Genomic DNA, 18,282 nt, shown 5'->3' with positions numbered 1-18,282 from the left:
CTCTCGTTGAGAGTTTCGCGTAGCGAATGCGTGATAATTAGTCCGGGATGGATATGTACAAGTACAATACAATCCGATGAGATAGATCGCGTGACAACGCTTATAGCTTCTTAGATGCGCTTTCATCAAAACCCCGTCACCAAGGTTACAGCAAATCGCCGCGGCACACCGAAACTGATGCCCGGGCTCAGGCCTTGAGCGCCTCGATGCTGTCGAGGAGGTCTGGGCCGCCGGTCCGGCGGGCGCTCCACTTGCGGAAGATCGCGAGGACACTGCGATCGGTGATGCCGTGGCGGGCTGGGTTGTTCTCGTCCAGGACGCGCCGGAGCCGGGCGGGGACGTCGCGGTGCCAGAACTTGGTATGGTTCGGGCCGACCTCGCGTCCGAGTTCCTGGTAGGCGCCGTTGCCCGCCCAGCGCAGGCCCTTGGCGCCGAGCAGGGTACCGATCTCGCTGGCGCGGAAGTCGAGCTTCCGGCCGATACTGCCCGCGGTACAGATGTAGACCACTGCGGACTCCGCGGAGACGGTGGGCAGGTCCGGGGCGGCGCTCTCGCCGCCGACGCGGGCGAAGGCCTCCTCCGCCTTGCCGGTCCGGACGCCGTGCATCTCGGTGACGAGGAGCTCGACGCCGCGGGTGAGCCGCTCAATGAGCTCGCCTTGCCGCTGGAGGCGCTCATCCTGTTCCCGGACACGCGCTAGATGCTCACCGCGCTCGGCGCGGAGGATCTCGTTCTGCTCCCGGAACTGTGCCGCGATGGTCTCTCCCACGTCGCGCCGGAAATCCTCCATATCCGCGAGGGGTTTCCTCGGCGGAAGGTGGTGGAGCACGCCCATGGGAGGCTTCTCGCTCATGCGGCGACGGCTTCCGGGTTCGCGTGGTTACCGTGGAAGGCGTCGAAGGCCGCGTCGGCAGCGAGGGCGGCGAAGCGCTCGTGGTCGATCTCGGTGCGCCGCCCGAGGGCGTCGCGCATGACGGCGTGGGCGCGCTTGCGATCGTCAAGCTCGATCTGGGCGAAGACGCCCTCGGCCTCCGGGTTTACGACCCCGGCCGCAAGCATCTCGCGGCGGGCGAGGTAGGGGTCCCGGGCTAGGGCTCGGATGTAGCGGTCGGCGACCTTGCTCTGAGGAACCTTGCCGCGCTCCCAGCGGGTCCAGGTCTTCGGGCCGGTGGAGAGGATCTGTTCCATGTCGGCCTGGCGGAGCTTGTACTTGAGGCGGATGGCGTTGAGCTCGGCGGCGGACAGGAGCCCGTCCATCTCTCGCACGGCGTTGGCGACGGCGAGCTCGTGCTCGGAGATCTGAGAGCCCTGATAGCTGACGTTCCCGCATTCGGCACAGGCCATGCGACGGTCCTGGATGGCGAGGCTCTTCCCCGACCGTTCGACCACGAAGGGCTCGACGCGCTCGCAGACCGCGATCGCCTCGCAGGCTTGGCAGGCCTCCATCGTCATCGATCGATATCCTTCTTGAATGAGGTGACGACCAGGACGTCAGCGCCGGTGACCAGCAGCTTCAGGAACATCCAGTCGGCGCAGTCGTCGACCCAGATCGAGTAGTAGTCCGACACGGTGGTCGGGTGGTGTCTTCGCGTCGGCTCGGACTTGCTGAAGTGCGCCTCGCCCAATTCCGTCTGGATGATCGCCCGCAGGTCGTCCGTGTCGAGCTTACGGGTCCTGAGCTCTTCGAGGACGGGAGAAAAGAACGAACAGGCCTCCTCGTCGGCGGCGAGCGCGCGGACCTTTGCCAGGGGATTGTGCGGCGTCATCCAGCCTCCAAGAGGTAGCACCATGCTACCCGAACTTCAACCGCGGCATTCTGCTGAGGCTGGCGGCCCGGCTCCCTTGGTTGATCCCCGGTAAGCGTGGCCTGGAGGGTTTTACGCATGGGCCGGTGCGCGGTTCCGTCCCTTCGTGGAAGGGGCCGCCCGTGCCTAACCCAGCTCCATCTTCGGCTTGTCGGACGATCGCCAGGACCGGTTCCAAACTAGGTGCGCAGCATGTCCGATGCCCGGTCCCGCTCCTCGCCGACCTGCTCGGGCGGCCGGGAATCGCGACGCTACGGCGACCCCAGACGCAGAGGGGGGCGACGTCTCCGCGGACGCACCCCCGAGCATGTCGGCATTCGGATAGGCGCCCTGGGACGCCCGTCCGGCATGTACGAGCGCCTCCGGATCGTCCATAAGGCAGTCATGAGCGCGGGATTCCCGATCAGGGCCTACGAGGCGTCGCGCGGCTGGTGGGCGACCGCCGTCCGCCTGCTGTCGTTCGTCCTCCTCCTGGCGCTCATGGCGCCCTGTGCGATTTCCTCCGCCGACGCCCATCGCCTTCCTGATCACGCGCCCGCGTTCGCCACGTCCTCGCATAAGGGTGCGCCGGACCAGCCCGACGGGTGCCCGGCCTGCCATGCGACCTGCGGCTGCCATCTGGCCATTGGCATCGAGGCGTCACCCGGGATTCCGATCGCCACCGCCGGACGCCCGTCCTATGCCACGGCCGACGTCACCGTAGCCTCGATCTCCGCCGGTCGCCTTCCAAGGCCCCCTCGCGCCTGAGGCGGCACCGCCACGGCCGTGGCGGATGCAGACCGGACATCCCAGCGGATGCCGGCTCCTTGAGCGAGCTTGACTTGAACCGGACCGTCGACCCAGCCCCAGGCGGTGACCGCGGTCCTATGCGAACGGCCTCCCTTCCATGCGTGCAATCATATCCGTGGCCCTCCTGGCCATAGGCGTCGCCATCGGCGGTGCCGTCCCCCGCGTGTCCGAGACCGTGCGGGGCGCGCTGGCCGCCGCCGGCCTGTCCTCCACCGCGGCCAAGACTCCGGCGACCAACGCGGCCGTGACCGGGGCGCAGGCCACCAAGGTCGACGGCGACCACAAACACGCCGAGGGCGAGGCGCACGGCCACGACGAGGCAAGCGAGGGCAAGATCAAGATGACGGCCGAGCAGGCCGCCGAGCAGGACATCAAGCTGGCGCATGTCGAGGGCGGCATCCTCTCGCGCCATCTCCTGGTGCCCGGCACCATCACCCAGGACGCCGACCGGATCGCCCGGGTGCCTGCGCGGGTCGCCGGGACAGTGGCGGAGATGCGCAAGCGTCTCGGCGAGGACGTCGCCAAGGGCGAGATCGTCGCCGTCCTGGACAGCCGCGAGGTCGCGGATGCCAAGAGCGACTTCCTCACCGCGACGGTCAAGGCGGATCTGGAAAAGACCAACTTCGACCGGCAGCAGGCCCTCTGGGACAAGAGGATCTCGGCGGAATCGGCCTTCCTGAACGCGAAGGCCGCCTACTCCGAGGCGGGCCTGCGGGTCGATCTCTCCCGCCAGAAGCTATCGGCCCTCGGGCTGAACGCGACCGAGGTCGCCGCCGCGGCCAAGAAGGACGAAACCACTCCGAACTTGTCGTCGCTTCGCCGCTTCGAGCTCAGGTCCCCCCTCGCGGGGCGGATCGTGGAGCGCAAGGTCGACGTCGGAACGAAGGTCGGCAGCGAGGGGGACCCGGCCGACGTCTATACCGTGGCCGACCTCTCCTCCCTCTGGATCGAGCTCCCCGTCCCCACCACCGAGCTGTCCAAGGTCCGCGAGGGCGCCAGGGTGACTATCGTCGGGGGCGAGGACGCTCCCCGCCCCGAGGGCAAGGTCGTCTTCGTCAGCCCGATCCTCAACCCGGAGACGCGCTCGGCCCGGGTCATCGTCGCCCTGCCGAACAAGGACATGTCCTGGCGCCCGGGCACCTTCGTCACGACCGAGATCGAGATCGCCCAGGACAAGGTCGCGGTGCGGCTGCCGAAGTCCGCCATCCAGACCATCGGCGGCGAGAAGGTGGTGTTCGTGCGGACCGAGGAGGGCTTCTCGAAGCGAGAGGTGACCCTCGGCAAGGCGGACGACGATGCCTACGAGGTCGTCGCCGGCCTGGAGCCCGGCGACGAGGTCGCGGTGGCCAACTCCTTCGTCCTGAAGGCCGAGCTCGGCAAGGCCGAAGCCGACCACGACCACTGAGGGCGGCCGCCATGATCTCGAAGATCCTCGACTTCTCCGTCCGCCAGCGTTGGCTCGTGGTGCTCCTGTCGCTGCTCGCGGCCGGGTTCGGCGTGTTCTCGCTGACGAAGCTTCCCATCGACGCGGTGCCGGACATCACCAACAACCAGGTGCAGATCAACACCACTGCGCCCTCGCTCTCGCCGAACGACATCGAGCGCATCATCACGTATCAGGTCGAGACCGCGCTCGCAGGCATCAAGGGCCTGGAATACACCCGCTCGCTATCCCGGAACGGGTTCTCCCAGGTCACCGCCGTCTTCTCCGAGGCGACGAACATCTACTTCGCCCGCCAGCAGGTCGCCGAGCGTCTTCAGGAGGCCGAGGCGGCGATGCCGTCCGGGGTCGAGCCGCGCATGGGGCCGATCTCGACGGGCCTGGGCGAGATCTACATGTGGTCGGTGCACTACGCGAAACCTGCTGAGCGCAAGGTCTCGAAGCCCGGCAAACCCGGTTGGCAGCCGGACGGCAGCTACCTCACACCCGAGGGCCAGAGGCTCTCGACGGAGCTCGAACGCACGGCCTACCTGCGCACGGTCCAGGACTGGATCATCCGCCCACAGGTGAGGACCGTCCCGGGCGTGGCCGGCGTCGACGGCATCGGCGGCTTCGAGAAGCAGTACCACGTCCAGCCCGATCCGATGAGGCTGACGGCCCTCGACCTGTCCTTCGCCGACATCGGGCGGGCGCTGGAGGCTAATAACGCCAACCAGGGTGCGCGCTACCTGGAAGACAACGGCGAGGGCTACGTCGTGCGCGCCGCCGGCCGCTTGGAGAGCATGGAGGACATTGGCTCCGTCGTCGTGACCACGCGCGGCGGCGTGCCGGTCCGCATCTCCGACGTCGCCGAGGTGCGGATCGGGCGCGATCTGCGCACCGGGTCAGGCAGCGAGGACGGGCAGGAGGTCGTCATCGGCACCGCCCTGATGCTCATCGGCGAGAACAGCCGCACCGTCGCCGCCGCGGTCGACGCGCGCATGACCGGCATCCGGCGCACGCTCCCGCCCGGCGTCGAGGTCCAGACGGTCCTCAACCGCACGGTCCTGGTCGAGGCCACCATCCGGACGGTCGCCAAGAACCTGGCCGAGGGCGCGGCCCTCGTCGTGGTCATCCTGTTCCTGCTGCTCGGCAACATCCGCGCGGCCATCGTCACGGCCCTCGTCATCCCGGTGGCGATGCTGATGACCATGACGGGCATGGTCCAGGGCCGCATCAGCGCCAACCTGATGAGCCTTGGGGCCCTCGATTTCGGCCTCATCGTCGACGGGGCAGTCATCATCACCGAGAACGCCCTTCGCCATCTCGCCGAACGCCAAGGGGAACTCGGGCGAAAGCTCGACCTGGAGGAGCGCCTCGCCACCGTGCGGGCCTCGGCCGAGGAGATGATCAAGCCCTCCCTCTACGGGCAGGCCATCATCATCCTCGTCTACGTGCCGCTCCTCACCTTCACCGGGGTCGAGGGCAAGATGTTCGAGCCGATGGCGCTCACCGTCATCATCGCCCTGGTCGCGGCCTTCGTCCTGTCGCTCACCTTCGTCCCGGCGATGATCTCCATCGTCATCACCGGCAAGGTCACCGAGACCGACAACCTCTTCGTCCGGGCGATCAAGGCCGCCTACCGCCCAGTCCTCGGGGCCGCCCTGCGCGTGCCCATGCTGTTCGTCGCGGTCGCCCTGGTGTTGCTTGTCGGGGCAGGCATCCTGTTCAGGGGTCTGGGGCAGGAGTTCATCCCGCAGCTCGACGAGAAGAGCATCGCGTTGAACGCCCAGCGCATCCCGTCGACGTCCCTGTCGCAATCGCAGGCGATGCAGCTGAAGGTCGAGCAGGCCATCGGCCGGTTCCCCCAGGTCGCCTACGTCTTCTCGAAGACCGGGACCGCCGAGGTCGCCTCGGACCCGATGCCGCCGAGCTCGTCGGACACCTTCGTCATCCTGAAGCCGCAAGCCGAATGGCCGGACCCGGACCTGTCCAAGGCCGAGTTGCAGGAGAGCATCGAGAAGGCCCTCGGGGCGCTCGCGGGCAACGTCTACGAGTTCTCCCAGCCCATCCAGCTTCGCTTCAACGAGCTGTTGGCCGGCACACGCGGCGACCTCGCCGTGAAGGTCTTCGGCGATGACCTAGGCGCGATGACCGCGGCCGCGAACCAGATCGCCGGCATCCTGCGCGGGGTCGAGGGCGCGGACGACGTGAAGGTCGAGCAGACGGCTGGGCTGCCGTTCCTGGAGATCGGGATCAACAAGGCCGAGGCGGCCCGCCTGGGCCTGAGCACGTCCGCGATCCAGGACGTCATCGGGGCGGCCATCGGGGGCCGCGAGGCGGGCGTCGTCTTCGAGGGCGACCGGCGCTTCCCCATCGTCGTGCGCCTCAACGACAAGGTGCGCGAGGACCGCGAGGCCCTGGAGAACATCCCGGTGCCGTTACCTCCCGGACCGAACGGGCGCGCCGCGTCCGTGCTCCTGAAGCAGGTCGCGAGCTTCTCGGTGACGGAGGGCCCGAACCAGATCTCGCGCGAGAACGGCCGGCGCCGGGTCGTGGTCACCGCCAACGTGCGGGGCCGCGACATCGGCTCGCTCGTGGCCGAGGCGCAGGACAAGGTAACCTCGGGGGTGTCGCTCCCGGCCGGCTACTACGTGACCTGGGGCGGACAGTTCGAGAACCTGGCTTCCGCCCGCCAGCGCCTGATGGTGGTCGTCCCGGTGTGCTTCTTCCTGATCTTCCTGCTGCTGTTCTCGGCCCTGAACTCGGCCCGGGACGCGCTCCTGGTGTTCAGCGCGGTTCCTTTGGCGCTGACCGGGGGCATCGCCGACCTATGGCTGCGGGGCATGCCGTTCTCGGTGCCCGCGGCCGTCGGCTTCATCGCCCTGTCCGGGGTGGCGGTGCTCAACGGCTTGGTGATGCTGACCTATATCAAGCAGCTCATCGCCGAGGGACGGCCAAGGCGCGAGGCCATCATGGAGGGCGCCATGACCCGGCTCCGTCCAGTGGCGATGACCGCGCTGGTGGCATCCCTCGGGTTCGTACCGATGGCGCTGGCGACCGAGACCGGGGCAGAGATCCAGCGCCCCCTGGCGACGGTAGTCATCGGCGGCCTCATCTCGGCGACCCTTCTGACCCTCGTGGTCCTGCCGGCCCTCTATGCCAGGTTCGCCGGTGCGGTCGCCCCCGAGAGGAAGGATCGGCCCAAGCCGGTCCAACCGCATCTCCGCGCCGCCGAGTAGGAGGGTCGGCATGAGCAAGAAGGTCGCCCGAACCATCGCCGACTGGGGCGGCGGCGGCCCACGTCGCCGACGCCGCGTCAGGCCCCACGTCCGTCGCGCGGCCGGCCGGGCGTTCGCCCTGGCCCTCATCGCCATCCCGGCCTGCGTCTACGTTCTGTACTGCCTCTGCAACATCGGCGGGAGGACGCACTTCCACCTGATGCCGACGGGGCCGATCCATCCTCAGGACGGATCCCCGTGGGGAGACAAAGCCTCGATGATGCGGCAGTCGGCGACGGACCCGCAGCCGCACTGACCGATGACGTCACGCAGCTCATGCGCCAACCGGGTCAGGTCGGCCAGCTTGCGCTCGACCTGCGCCAGGTGGGCGCGGGCGATGGTGTCGACCTCGGCGCAGGACCGGTCGCGGTCGTCGGCCATGGCGAGAAGCTCCCGGATCTGGTCGACCGTGAAGCCGAGGTCCCGTCCCCGCCGGATGAAGCTCAGGCGGCGCAGGTGCTCCGGACCGTAGAGACGGTAGTTGCCCGCCGACCTTTCCGGCGCCGGCAGGAGCTTCATCTTCTCGTACCACCGGACCGTCTCGACGCGGGTGTTCGTCGCCGCGGCCAGGTCGCCGATGGTCATGGGGGGTGCCTGCGCCATGGCCTTGACCCTGTAGTTGCTACAGGGTGCATGTAGGGCCTCAGACCCTTCGGCGCGAGGCCCGGGTCGACGGAGCTTGCCATGTCAGGGCCAGGAACATCGGGAGCGGTCCCCGCGGGCGCCGCGCTGCGCTACCGCGTGAAGGGCATGGATTGCCCGAGCTGCGCGACCAAGATCGAAACGGCGGTAACCCGCCTGCCCGGCGTCCGCGACGTGCGCGTGAACTACACGGCCCAGGTCCTCGACCTCGTGCTCGACGAGGGCTCGACGCCCAGGGCGGACCTGGAGAACCGGATCACGGGGCTCGGCTATGGCGTCGGGTCCCTGCCGACCGCGGCCGACCTCGCCCGCTCGCAGACGACGGGCATCGCGGCCCCGGCCATCGTCGAGGAGGAGGCGGAGACCCCCGCCTGGCGCAGCCGCAAGGGGCTTTTGGCGCTGGGCATCGCCGTCCTGTTCGCAAGCGGATTTCTCCTGCAGACGGTTCGGCCCGGGCTGGCCGGGGAATACGCCTACTGGCCCGGCGCGCTCCTGGGTCTCGCCTTCTACGGACGCCGCGCCATCGCCGCCGCCCGCAACGGCTCGCCCTTCTCCATCGAGATGCTGATGTCGGTCGCCACCATCGGGGCGCTCGCCATCCATGCCGCCGAGGAAGCGGCGGTGGTGGTCCTCCTCTTCACCGTTGGCGAGATGCTCGAAGGCTTTGCGGCCGGCCGGTCCCGGGCCGGCATCAAGGCCCTCGTGGGCCTGGTGCCGAAGACGGCGCGCCTGGTCGAGGGGGACGGCGCCGTGCGTGAGGTGGCGGCCGCCTCCCTGGTGATCGGCCAAACCGTGCTGGTGCGCCCGGGTGACCGCGTCCCTGCGGACGGCGAGGTCACGGACGGCACGTCGAGCCTCGACGAGTCCCCGATCACGGGGGAATCGGTGCCCCGGCCAAAGGAGGTCGGGGACGCCGTCTATGCCGGCAGCGTCAATGCGGACGGGGCCCTGCAGGTCAGGGTCACCCGGATGCCGTCGGACAACACCGTCGCCCGCATCCTGCACATGGTGGAGGAGGCGCAGGCGTCGAAGTCGCCGACCGCCCGGTTCATCGACCGCTTCAGCGCCGTCTACACCCCGGTCGCCTTCGCGGTCGCCGCGCTGGCGGCGCTTGGCCCGCCGCTGCTGCTCGGCGCCGACTGGGGCACCTGGATCTATCGCGGACTGGCGTTGCTCCTCATCGCCTGCCCCTGCGCCCTCGTGCTCTCGACCCCGGCCGCCATCGCCTCGGGTCTTGCCGCCGGAGCGCGGCGGGGACTGCTGGTGAAGGGCGGCGCCGCCCTGGAGACCATCGGACGGGTGCGTACCGTCGCGTTCGACAAGACGGGGACGCTCACGGCAGGGCGTCCAAGGGTCACCGACGTCCTCCCATTTGCCCCGGACATGACGGATCGCACCCTGCTCGGGCTCGCGGCGACGGTGGAGGCCGGATCGAGCCACCCCATCGCTCGTGCGATCCTCGAACGTACGGAGGCCGACGCCATCCCCCTGCGCCCCGTACGCGATGCCCGTGCGGTTCCCGGCAAGGCCGTCCAGGCCACGGTCGCCGGTCGCACGGTCGCGGTGGCATCCCCGCGCCACGCCGCGACGCTGGCCAGCCTCTCGCCGGAAGCGGAAGCGACGGTGCAGGCCCTTGAGGAAGCCGGCAAGACCGCCGTCGTCGTGGTTCGGGACGGAGAGGCGCTCGGCGCCGTGGCGGTCCGGGACGAGCCCAGACAGGATGCGGCCGCCGGCGTCGCGGCCCTGCGCCGGCTCGGGGTCGAATGCGTGATGCTGACCGGCGACAACCGGCGCACCGGCGAGGCCATCGCCAAGGGCCTGGGACTATCGGTCCGGGCCGACCTGCTGCCGGCCGACAAGCTCGCCGAGATCGGCGCGTTGAAGGAGGTCGGCCCGGTCGCTATGGTCGGCGACGGCATCAACGACGCCCCCGCGCTCGCCTCCGCCAGCGTCGGCATTGCCATGGGCGGCGGCACAGACGCGGCACTGGAGACGGCTGACGCGGCCATCCTCAACGACCGGGTCTCGGACGTGGCCGCCCTCGTGGCGCTGTCCCGGGCGACGCTCGGCAACATCCACCAGAACGTGGCCATCTCGCTGGGGCTTAAGGCCGTGTTCCTGGTGACGACGCTCGCAGGCATCACTGGGCTATGGCCGGCCATCCTGGCGGATACCGGGGCGACCGTCCTAGTGACGGCCAACGCCCTTCGCCTGCTCCGGGCTTGAGCCGATGCGTCTCATACGGGAAAGGGCCGAGGTCGGCGCCCTCGTCGTAATCGCTGTGACCGCGGCGGGCACCGACCTGTGGACCAAGGCGCTGGCGGTCGACAGGCTTTCCGACGGAACCGTGCACGCGGTACTGCCGATGCTCGACCTCAGGCTCGCGTTCAATCATGGCATCAGCTTCAGCCTGCTTCCGGCGCATGACGCGACGTCCCTGGTCGTCCTTCTTGCGCTTCAGGGAATGCTGACGGCCCTCGTTGCCGGGTTGGCATTCCGCGCGACCGGAGCGTCGGAAGGAGTTGGTTTCGCCATCATGACCGGCGGTGCCCTGGGAAACCTCATCGACCGATGTGCGGACGGCCGCGTCACGGACTTCCTCGACCTGCACCCGGCGGAGGTGCATTGGTTCACCTTCAACATGGCCGATATCTGGATCAGCCTCGGGGCCGCCTTGATAGCTTGGGAGGCAGTCGGCAAGCCGGGCCGGCCGAGACCACCAGCGCCGCTTGATCCGGCCGCCCTACGGGCCCCCTAACGGCATCATTTCGGTCGTGCCCGTAATGGTCGGACGGCCTGGCCGCAGGCATCGACGATGCGGTCCTGCTAATCGAACGAATACTGGGATGCGTCCGTTCCTTCAGTCAGGCGGAGGATGCGTTTAGGAAGAACGACGCATGGGGTCCTATGCCTCGATGCCGGCCTCGCCCGCGACATGGTCGGGCTTCTCGACCTTACCGCGTCGCTGGAGCTGGAGGGCCACGACCCAGCACAGGACCGCCCAGGCCGACCCCACGCACCAGCCCGCCAGCACGTCGGTCGCGTAGTGCACCCCGACATAGACCCGGCTCATCCCGACCACCACCGTGAGGAAGACGGCCAGCCCCATGAAGTATGCCTTGAGGCGAGCGCCCGCCGCCACGCGCGTCATGAGGGCACCGAGCGTCAGGTAGGTGACGGCGGAAAGCATGGCGTGGCTGCTGGGGAAGCTGGCGGTAAACACCTGGATGCCGCCGGGGATCTCGGGTCGCGGACGGTTGAAGAGGAGCTTGAGGCCAAAGCTGATGACCGTCCCGCCCAGGATTGAGCCTACCACCAGGACCGCTGCCCCCTGCTTGCGGATCAGGAGCAGGTAGCCTGCCACAGCCGCGATGAGAAAGCAGAGAACCACCATGCTGCCCAGGGAGGTCACGTCCCGGGCCATCTCGTGCAGCCAATCCGGTCCAATCGGACCAGCCGCGCCGGGTGGACGGAAGAAGTGGGCGACGCGGGTGTCGAACCCCATCGTGCCGCCCTCCATGACCTTGTCGGCCAGGAGACCAAACCCGAGGATGAGGGCGGCGACGCAAAACAGCGTCACGGGCAGACCAATCTCCCGTTTGCCGAGGCGCGCCATGATACCGGCACGGGCGGACGGAGAGGATTGGTTCATGCGCCCGAACTCCTGGATCGGTCCCTTGACGGTTGCTGGCTCGGGACACTCACCGCCTCATGCGGCAGAGCCGAAGAACCCGTTCGGATCCTCGCCCGTTCCCCCGCGGTGAGCGGCGAGCCAAGGAGAACCCGCACCTTTGTTGCCCGCAATGGTCGCATCCACGCCGAGATCCCTGCGGAGGAGGACCTGAAACGTCGGATATCGACCCCGAGGCCTAGTGGTCGAAACCTGACGCTTGATACCGTCCGCTTCCGACCCTTCTCGGACCCTCAGAGTGTCCGCTTCCGGGCAGCCTGATAGACCAGATGCTTATGACCGGGATGGGTGGAGAGCAGTCTGGCCGCTTTCGGCGGCGTGCTGTGCTAAGACAGACATAGGTGGCCCTGCCGACCGTGGAAGCACCGCGGTGCTACCGCGCGAACGGACTACGAGCCGAAGTCTGCCGGTCATCCAGGATGGCCAAGAGATGCGTAGGGCGAAGGAAACAGCCTGATCTGACGCGTGGCGAGCACGACCGCCGCTGGCAATGGATCGAAAACAATCTCGACCGCACTCGGACCTCCCCGGGATCAGATGTCGATCCGGGCGCCGATCTCGACGGCACGGTCGACCGGGATGCGGAAGTAGCGGGACGCGTCCGTGGCCGCACGGGCCATGGAGATGTAGAGCCTGTCCTGCCACACCGGCATGCCGGTCTCCGGCGAGGCCACCAGCACCCGCCGCGTCAGGAAGTACGACAGGTCGCCCTTGTCCAGGCCCGCGGCCGCAAGGGCGCGCGGAAGGTCGGGCAGTTCGGTGAACCCGAAGCGCACCGTCACGCAGGAGAAGGCGTCGGACAGCTTCCTCACGGCGACGCGCTCGGCGTCTGCCACGCGCGGCAGGTCCTCGGTGACCACGTGCAGGATATAATTGTTCGCGTGCATCACCCGGTTGTGCCTGACGTTGTGCATCAGGGCCCCTGGGGTATCGCCGGGCGTTCCCGTCAGGAACATGGCCGTTCCCGGCACCCGTTGGATCGAGCCGGTCTCCACCATCCGCGTGAACTCGGAGAGCGGCACGCGCCGACGGTGGATCTCCTCGGCGATCAGGGCCGAGCCGCGCCGCCAGGTCCACATCGCCGTGACCAGGGCGGCGCCGATGGTCAACGGCACCCAGCCCCCGTGCAGGATCTTGAGCGCGTTGGCCGAGAGGAACACCAACTCGATGAGTAGGAACGGCGCGATGACCGCGGCCGCGACCGCAGGCGACCAGCGCCAGACCTTCCAGGCGACGACGAACAGCAGGCAGGCGGTGATGACCATGTCGCCGGTGACCGCGATGCCGTAGGCGGCCGCCAAGCCGCTCGACGACTTGAACAGCACCACCACGAACACGACCGCGACGAGCAACCACCAGTTCACCCGAGGGATGTATATCTGCCCCTTCTCGGTCTCGGAGGTGCGCAGGACCCGCATGCGCGGCAGCAGGCCGAGTTGCATCGCCTGCTGGGTGATCGAGAAGGTGCCGGTGATCACCGCCTGGCTGGCGATGACCGTCGCCACGGTGGCGAGTAGCACCATCGGCAGCAGAGCCCAGGACGGATAGAGCAGGAAGAACGGGTTCTCGGCCCGCTCGGGGTGGGCGAGCAGCATGGCGCCCTGGCCGAGATAGTTCAGGGCGAGCGCCGGCAGCACCAGCCCGAACCAGGCCGCGCGGATCGGCGTGCGACCGAAGTGTCCCATGTCGGCGTAAAGCGCCTCCGCGCCGGTCACAGCGAGGAACACGGCACCGAGCGCCAGCAGGCCGGCCGTGCCGTGGCTCAGGATGAACGAGACGCCGTGGGCGGGGTTAAGCGCACCCAGAATGCTCGGGTCGTCGACGAGGTGGCCCAGGCCGCCCAGCGCCATGACGATGAACCAGAACGCCGTGAGGGGGCCGAAGAAGGTCGCCACCCGCGCCGTCCCGTGGCTCTGCAGGGCGAACAGCCCGATCAGGATGGCGAGGCTGATGGGCAGGACGTACGGGTCGGTGGCCGGGGTCACCAGCTTCAGCCCTTCGACCGCAGAGAGCACTGACATGGCCGGAGTGATGATGGCGTCGCCGAAGAACAGTGAGACGCCGACCATGCCCAGCACGATCACGAACCCGCCGGAATGGCCCAGCGCCCGCTGGGCGAGCGCCACGAGGGACGGCGTGCCGCCTTCGCCGTCGTTGTCGGCCCGCATCACCAGCAGCACGTACTTGAGCGTGACGATGAGGATGAGCGCCCAGAGGATCAGCGAGACGACGCCGAAGACCATCTCGCGGGTCGGCGCGTGCCCCCCTCCGGCGGTGGCGTGGAGGGACTCCTTCAGGGCGTAGAGCGGGCTGGTGCCGATGTCGCCGTAGACTACGCCGACCGAACCGAGCGTCAGCGCCCAGAACCCCGCCCTCGGGCCATGTCCCTCATCGGAGGGCAGCGGGGTCTCGGACTTCGCGAACTCGGTCCTGGCGATTGCGGGCATCCACTGGCTCCACGTCAGCGAACGCGGGAAGCTCGCAAGGCAAGCCTCCAACGGCCTGGGGCCGGGAACGTTCAGGTAACACGAAGACGAATGTCCCCGTTCAGGCAGGCCGTCGCGACGTATGTCTTGAGGACTGAGAAGTAGACGCCCGACCAGCCGGAGTTCGCGATGGCCAGCGCCAGGGCGGCGCTCGCCATCAGGATCAGGCCGCCTGAGGCCTCGCCCCGGAGGACGTTACGCAGGGCCGAGGTCGGGCGAAGGCGCCGCGGCATGGGCATAGATCTCCCGCGCTGGCGGCCCGACCAACGCTGAAGCCTGCCGGTCCGAAGGTCGGACCGCGCACCCATGGCCGGCTATCGCATTCGTTGGCCTATCCGGCAATCCGAAGCCCGGAGCGTCCCGGGACGGTTCATGTCATGCAGCCCGGCCCGCCGCACCGACGCCGACTTGGCTGACGCTCCAGTGCTCCAGGTGCTTGTAGACGATGACCTTGTTCGCGAGTTGGGCACCGTGCCGGCTGCAGAAGCCTTCGAGCTGCTCGCGGGTGCCGATCAGTTCGACGCACATGGTCAGCTCGGGGTTGAGCGACTCGGCGCCGTCGTCCTGGATCGGCCCATGGTTGCTGTAGCCGTGGTGGGACTGGTGGGCGACGGCGTTCATGAGGCCCTCCGCCTTGGCCTGGGCGACGAGCTCCCGATAGAGCGGCTTCGAGCCAGAGAACCACCGGCCCTTGCCGGCGCCGCCGCGCTCGCCCGGCTTCATGTAGATACGGATCATGCCGGTGTCGGCGGCGACGACGCGATGCGATGGGGTCATGACGTCTCCTCGGTGATGGGGCGCTCGGCCAACGGTGCGACGGTCGGCACCCGGCCCGTACGGGCCTGGCGCAGGGTCATGCCGTCCGGGATGTTGGCCGCCGCCGACTTCGGGACCGCGATGCGCTGCGACAGGTAGATGCCGTTGTGACCCGAGCAGAGGTAAGCCAGGAAGCACGCGACGGCGAGATAGACCCCGTGCGTCGCGCCGAAGAGCTCGATGCCCATCAGCGTGCAGGCGAGCGGCGTGTTGGCTGCGCCGGCGAAGACCGCGACGAACCCCAGCGCCGCGAACAGGTCCACCGGCGCGCCGAGCAGCCCGGCCAGGGCGTTGCCGAGCGCCGCGCCGATGAAGAACAGCGGCGTGACCTCGCCGCCCTTGAACCCGGCGCTGAGGGTCACGACCGTGAACAGGATCTTCAGGGCCCAGCTCCAGGGATGGATGTCCGGCCCGAAGAAGGTGTTGATGGTCATCCCGCCGGCGTCGGCGGCCGAGACGCCGAGCCCGAGGTAGTCCCGCGTACCAAAAGCGTAGACGAGGCCGATGACCGCGAGGCCGCCGATCACCGGGCGGAGCGGCCCGTACGGGACCAGGCGCTTCAGCCAACCACCGAGGAGGTGGTTGGCTTCCGCGAACAGCAACCCGACAAGGCCGAAAGCGACGCCGGCGAGCGCGACCTTGGCAAGGAGCAGCGGATCGACGGTCAGGGCCTTCGCGCCGCCGGCGAGGAAGTCCACGTGGTAGAAGCCGTGGTGGATGCCCCATGCCTGGCAGGTCCAGTCGCCGACCACCGCGGCGAGGAGGCAGGGCACCAGCGCGGCGTACTCGACGCGACCGACCGCGAGCACCTCCAGCGCGAACACCGCGCCGGCGATGGGCGTGCCGAAGACTGCGCCGAAGCCGGCGGCGATACCCGCCATCAGGAGGACCCGGACCCCGGCCGCATCGACCCCGAAGAGCTTGCCGAAGGCGCTGGCAAGGCTGCCTCCCATCTGGACGGCGGTACCCTCGCGCCCGGCCGACCCGCCGAACAGGTGCGTGACGATGGTGCCGAGGAAGATAAGCGGCGCCATCCGGAGCGGCACGCCGCCGTCCGGCTCGTGGATCTCCTCGACGATGAGGTTGTTGCCGCCTTCAACGCTCTTGCCGAACAGGTGGTAGAGCAAGCCGACGGCACAGCCCCCGAGCGGAAGCAGGAACAGGAACCAGGGATGGTCGAAGCGCGCCTGGGTGGCCGCGTCGAGGCTCCACAGGAAGGCCGCGCAGAGGGTGCCGACCGCCGCGGCCATCGGCACGAGGATGGCCGACCATCGCGCCACCGAAACGGCATGGGCGTGCCGCGTGCGGACGAACGCCGCGAGGTTCAGGCTGTCGAAGAGATTTTGGAAGGTCGCGCGCATGAGTCCCCCTTGTTGCGGCGCCGCAAAAGGTAGGAGTCATTAGCCCAGGGGGCGGTTTGGCCGAAAGGCCCGGCAGATTCCATTGCCGTGGACGGGAGATGCCTTCGCCTCGCCCGTTCGTCAAGATCCAACTCCCGCGCGCCCGGGCCCCATCCCGAGTGGGGATGGGGCCCGGGTCGTTCGAAAGCATCACGAAAGACGGTGGCTGGTCCAGGGCCCGGGGCATGTCTATGCCCTCCGCGGCCGAGGCCGGCGCGTTCGACGCCGGCCCGGGGCGGAGCGCATCCCATGACCCTTTCCTGGCTCGGAGCCGTCATCACCTTCCAGGTGACCTTCACCGAACTCTTCATCGCCGCGACGGTGATGATGGCCGGGGCGTACCGGTTCGGATGGCGCAGCGTCCTGGCGGGCTCCATCCTCGGCGGGCTGGCGGTGTCGATCCTCGCGGTCGTCCTGCGCAAGGCGGCCTACCTCCTGGCCCTGAACGTCCTGGATTGGATCTCGGCGGTCTTGCTGCTCGGGTTCGGCCTGTACCTGCTCTACGAGTTCATCGACGGGCTCTCGAAGCGCGATGCCGGCACGGCCCCCGGCTCGACGGACGCGAACTGGTCGCGGCCGATCAACGCCGCGGGCCTCGGCGTCGCCGCCTGGGCCCTGGTCGCCGAGGGGCTTGAGATCCTGGTGGTCTGGCTCGGCGTCTCGCTTCGGGAGGGCGCGGGAACGGCGACCCTCGGGGTCGGCATCGGGGTCGTGCTCGTGGCGACCTTGGCTTTCGCCCTCGGCGGCACCGGGATCTTCCGGAAGGTGCCGCCCTACGTCCTCGACGGGGTCGCGGCCCTCATGGTGACGGCCTACGGCGCCTATTTCCTCTCCCTTGCCGTGACCCGCGCGTGATCGGTCGACGAAGGGATTGACCCGGACGACGGATTAATCCACGTTGCCGGACGTGGGATGGGGATGAAGCTCCCCGATAACTGCCGGCCCCCTATGGGCCGGACGATAGCTTCTACCGAGCGCTTCGGCGCGGGTAGAGCTATGTGTTGACCCGCACCGTCACGCTCATGACCGCAACCGGATCGCCGCAAGGCGGCCCCTCATGAGCCGACCGATGACCCTGCCCGATCCAAGACCGTCCTGATGCCCGCCGTCGCCCACCAGGCGCGGTCCGGGCCTTTTCCCGTTCGCGCACGAAAAAAAAGGCGGAGCCATAAGGCTCCGCCGCGACCAGGACACATGCCTCCGAGCGGTCACAAGAATACATGTGCTTAGGTCTAGTCTGTCGCAGGAATAAGGATAGCCACTCGATAGTCTGAGTCAACGCAAAAAAGCGATGTCTCGGAATAATAAAGAGCGGCATCTTTATTTAAAAAACAGCACTATTTGCGCCCCTGATAAAGCCATGGCTTTTTCGGGCGACGTCGTATTGGTTAAATCAGCATCTGCATGATAATGACTGGATAATTCTGTCGCACTTAGAAAATGCTTATTGCGCTGATCTTATAATTCGATACTTCTACCGGCGCTCCACTTGGGCTCCCGGACGATGATCTTGGGGCTCGAGGGGAATGCAGCCCCGGTCCGGGGCCCGGCGCGGAAGCGCGCAGGGCCGACACGTCGCCGCCGACGGACCGGGATGCGGTGAGGAGACCCCTGGCGGACACAACGTCCGGGTTCGAACGCTCAAATGGAGGAACACCTATGAGGAAGATCGCCCTTGCGGCGTCCGTCGCCTACGCCGCGACGCTCCTGCCGGCCGCCATGCCGGCCATCGCGAACGAAAACCTGATGAAGCTGATGCAGGACCCCAACCAGTGGGCGTTCCCGGGCCTCGACTACACGAACCAGCGCTATTCGAAGCTCGACCAGATCAACAAGGACAACGTCAAGAACCTCCAGGTGGCCTGGACCTTCTCGACCGGCGTGCTGCGCGGCCATGAGGGCGCCCCGCTCGTCATCGGCAACATGATGTACGTCCACACCCCGTTCCCGAA

General features: G+C 68.2%; 15 protein-coding genes, 1 pseudogene and 2 riboswitches. Of the genes and pseudogenes, 7 read left to right on the top strand and 9 right to left on the bottom strand.

What is annotated here, in order from left to right; translation table 11 throughout:
• Positions 1-187: 187 nt before the first annotated feature.
• Genes MKK70_RS18035 through MKK70_RS18025 form a run of 3 tightly spaced genes read right to left on the bottom strand, consistent with a single transcriptional unit; the run spans position 188 to position 1,766 of the window.
• The gene (locus MKK70_RS18035) at positions 188-853 is read right to left on the bottom strand and encodes a hypothetical protein (protein ID WP_147840816.1); all 666 of its coding nucleotides are present in this window, start codon (positions 851-853) and stop codon (positions 188-190) included.
• On the bottom strand, positions 850-1,452 hold the full coding sequence (locus MKK70_RS18030) for a type II TA system antitoxin MqsA family protein (RefSeq protein WP_147840817.1): 603 nt from the start codon (positions 1,450-1,452) through the stop codon (positions 850-852). Before MKK70_RS18030 ends, MKK70_RS18035 begins: the two co-directional genes overlap by 4 nt.
• Positions 1,449-1,766: a type II toxin-antitoxin system MqsR family toxin gene (locus MKK70_RS18025; RefSeq protein WP_187275328.1), complete on the bottom strand. Its 318-nt coding sequence runs from the start codon at positions 1,764-1,766 to the stop codon at positions 1,449-1,451. Before MKK70_RS18025 ends, MKK70_RS18030 begins: the two co-directional genes overlap by 4 nt.
• Before the next feature lie 387 nt (positions 1,767-2,153).
• On the opposite strand from MKK70_RS18025, the gene MKK70_RS18020 reads away from it, so the two are divergent.
• The 3 genes from MKK70_RS18020 to MKK70_RS18010 all read left to right on the top strand — a co-directional run bounded on the left by MKK70_RS18020 (position 2,154) and on the right by MKK70_RS18010 (position 7,256).
• A complete protein-coding gene (locus tag MKK70_RS18020) occupies positions 2,154-2,552 on the top strand; it encodes a hypothetical protein (protein ID WP_243924975.1) in 399 nt (132 codons plus the stop codon).
• Between the two features lie 139 nt (positions 2,553-2,691).
• The gene (locus tag MKK70_RS18015) at positions 2,692-3,999 is read left to right on the top strand and encodes an efflux RND transporter periplasmic adaptor subunit (protein WP_147840819.1); all 1,308 of its coding nucleotides are present in this window, start codon (positions 2,692-2,694) and stop codon (positions 3,997-3,999) included.
• 11 nt (positions 4,000-4,010) lie between these two features.
• On the top strand, positions 4,011-7,256 hold the full coding sequence (locus tag MKK70_RS18010; RefSeq protein ID WP_243949235.1) for an efflux RND transporter permease subunit: 3,246 nt from the start codon (positions 4,011-4,013) through the stop codon (positions 7,254-7,256).
• A gap of 222 nt (positions 7,257-7,478) precedes the next feature.
• On the opposite strand, the gene MKK70_RS18005 is transcribed toward MKK70_RS18010, so the two are convergent.
• On the bottom strand, positions 7,479-7,880 hold the full coding sequence (locus MKK70_RS18005) for a MerR family transcriptional regulator (protein ID WP_147840821.1): 402 nt from the start codon (positions 7,878-7,880) through the stop codon (positions 7,479-7,481).
• A gap of 99 nt (positions 7,881-7,979) precedes the next feature.
• Here MKK70_RS18005 and MKK70_RS18000 point away from each other — a divergent pair, with 99 nt between their 5' ends.
• Both MKK70_RS18000 and lspA read left to right on the top strand, forming a co-directional pair.
• Complete coding sequence (locus tag MKK70_RS18000; protein WP_147840822.1) at positions 7,980-10,163, top strand: heavy metal translocating P-type ATPase; 2,184 nt, start codon at positions 7,980-7,982, stop codon at positions 10,161-10,163.
• 4 nt (positions 10,164-10,167) lie between these two features.
• Positions 10,168-10,695: a signal peptidase II gene (gene lspA, locus MKK70_RS17995; RefSeq protein WP_056250438.1), complete on the top strand. Its 528-nt coding sequence runs from the start codon at positions 10,168-10,170 to the stop codon at positions 10,693-10,695.
• A 147-nt stretch (positions 10,696-10,842) separates the two neighbouring features.
• Here the strand turns inward: lspA and MKK70_RS17990 are convergent, their stop codons facing one another.
• The 5 genes from MKK70_RS17990 to MKK70_RS17970 form a co-directional block, all read right to left on the bottom strand.
• A complete protein-coding gene (locus MKK70_RS17990) occupies positions 10,843-11,589 on the bottom strand; it encodes a phosphatase PAP2 family protein (protein ID WP_147840823.1) in 747 nt (248 codons plus the stop codon).
• A gap of 572 nt (positions 11,590-12,161) precedes the next feature.
• Positions 12,162-14,075, bottom strand: a complete 1,914-nt coding sequence (locus MKK70_RS17985; protein ID WP_147840824.1) for a potassium transporter Kup — start codon at positions 14,073-14,075, stop codon at positions 12,162-12,164.
• Between the two features lie 71 nt (positions 14,076-14,146).
• On the bottom strand, positions 14,147-14,347 hold the full coding sequence (locus MKK70_RS17980) for a Na+/H+ antiporter NhaA (protein WP_243924977.1): 201 nt from the start codon (positions 14,345-14,347) through the stop codon (positions 14,147-14,149).
• Between the two features lie 142 nt (positions 14,348-14,489).
• Complete coding sequence (locus MKK70_RS17975) at positions 14,490-14,891, bottom strand: DUF190 domain-containing protein (RefSeq protein ID WP_147762561.1); 402 nt, start codon at positions 14,889-14,891, stop codon at positions 14,490-14,492.
• Positions 14,888-16,291 (bottom strand): voltage-gated chloride channel family protein, encoded by a 1,404-nt coding sequence (locus tag MKK70_RS17970; RefSeq protein WP_147840825.1) that lies wholly within the window; start codon positions 16,289-16,291, stop codon positions 14,888-14,890. The genes MKK70_RS17975 and MKK70_RS17970 overlap by 4 nt, the downstream gene beginning before the upstream one ends.
• Before the next feature lie 23 nt (positions 16,292-16,314).
• A riboswitch (Fluoride riboswitch) is annotated at positions 16,315-16,387 on the bottom strand.
• Between the two features lie 192 nt (positions 16,388-16,579).
• On the opposite strand from MKK70_RS17970, the gene MKK70_RS17965 reads away from it, so the two are divergent.
• On the top strand, positions 16,580-17,185 hold the full coding sequence (locus MKK70_RS17965) for a TMEM165/GDT1 family protein (protein WP_147840826.1): 606 nt from the start codon (positions 16,580-16,582) through the stop codon (positions 17,183-17,185).
• Positions 17,186-17,235: 50 nt separating this feature from the next.
• Positions 17,236-17,307: riboswitch (Fluoride riboswitch) on the top strand.
• A 682-nt stretch (positions 17,308-17,989) separates the two neighbouring features.
• A pseudogene (locus tag MKK70_RS17960) lies at positions 17,990-18,282 on the top strand (PQQ-dependent dehydrogenase, methanol/ethanol family); the annotation flags it as partial.

It is taken from the genome of Methylobacterium sp. E-041 (assembly GCF_022829665.1).
Classification (GTDB): Bacteria; Pseudomonadota; Alphaproteobacteria; order Rhizobiales; family Beijerinckiaceae; genus Methylobacterium.
The sequence above is the reverse complement of the archived record's forward strand: the minus strand, read 5'-3'. Positions and strand labels throughout refer to the sequence as shown.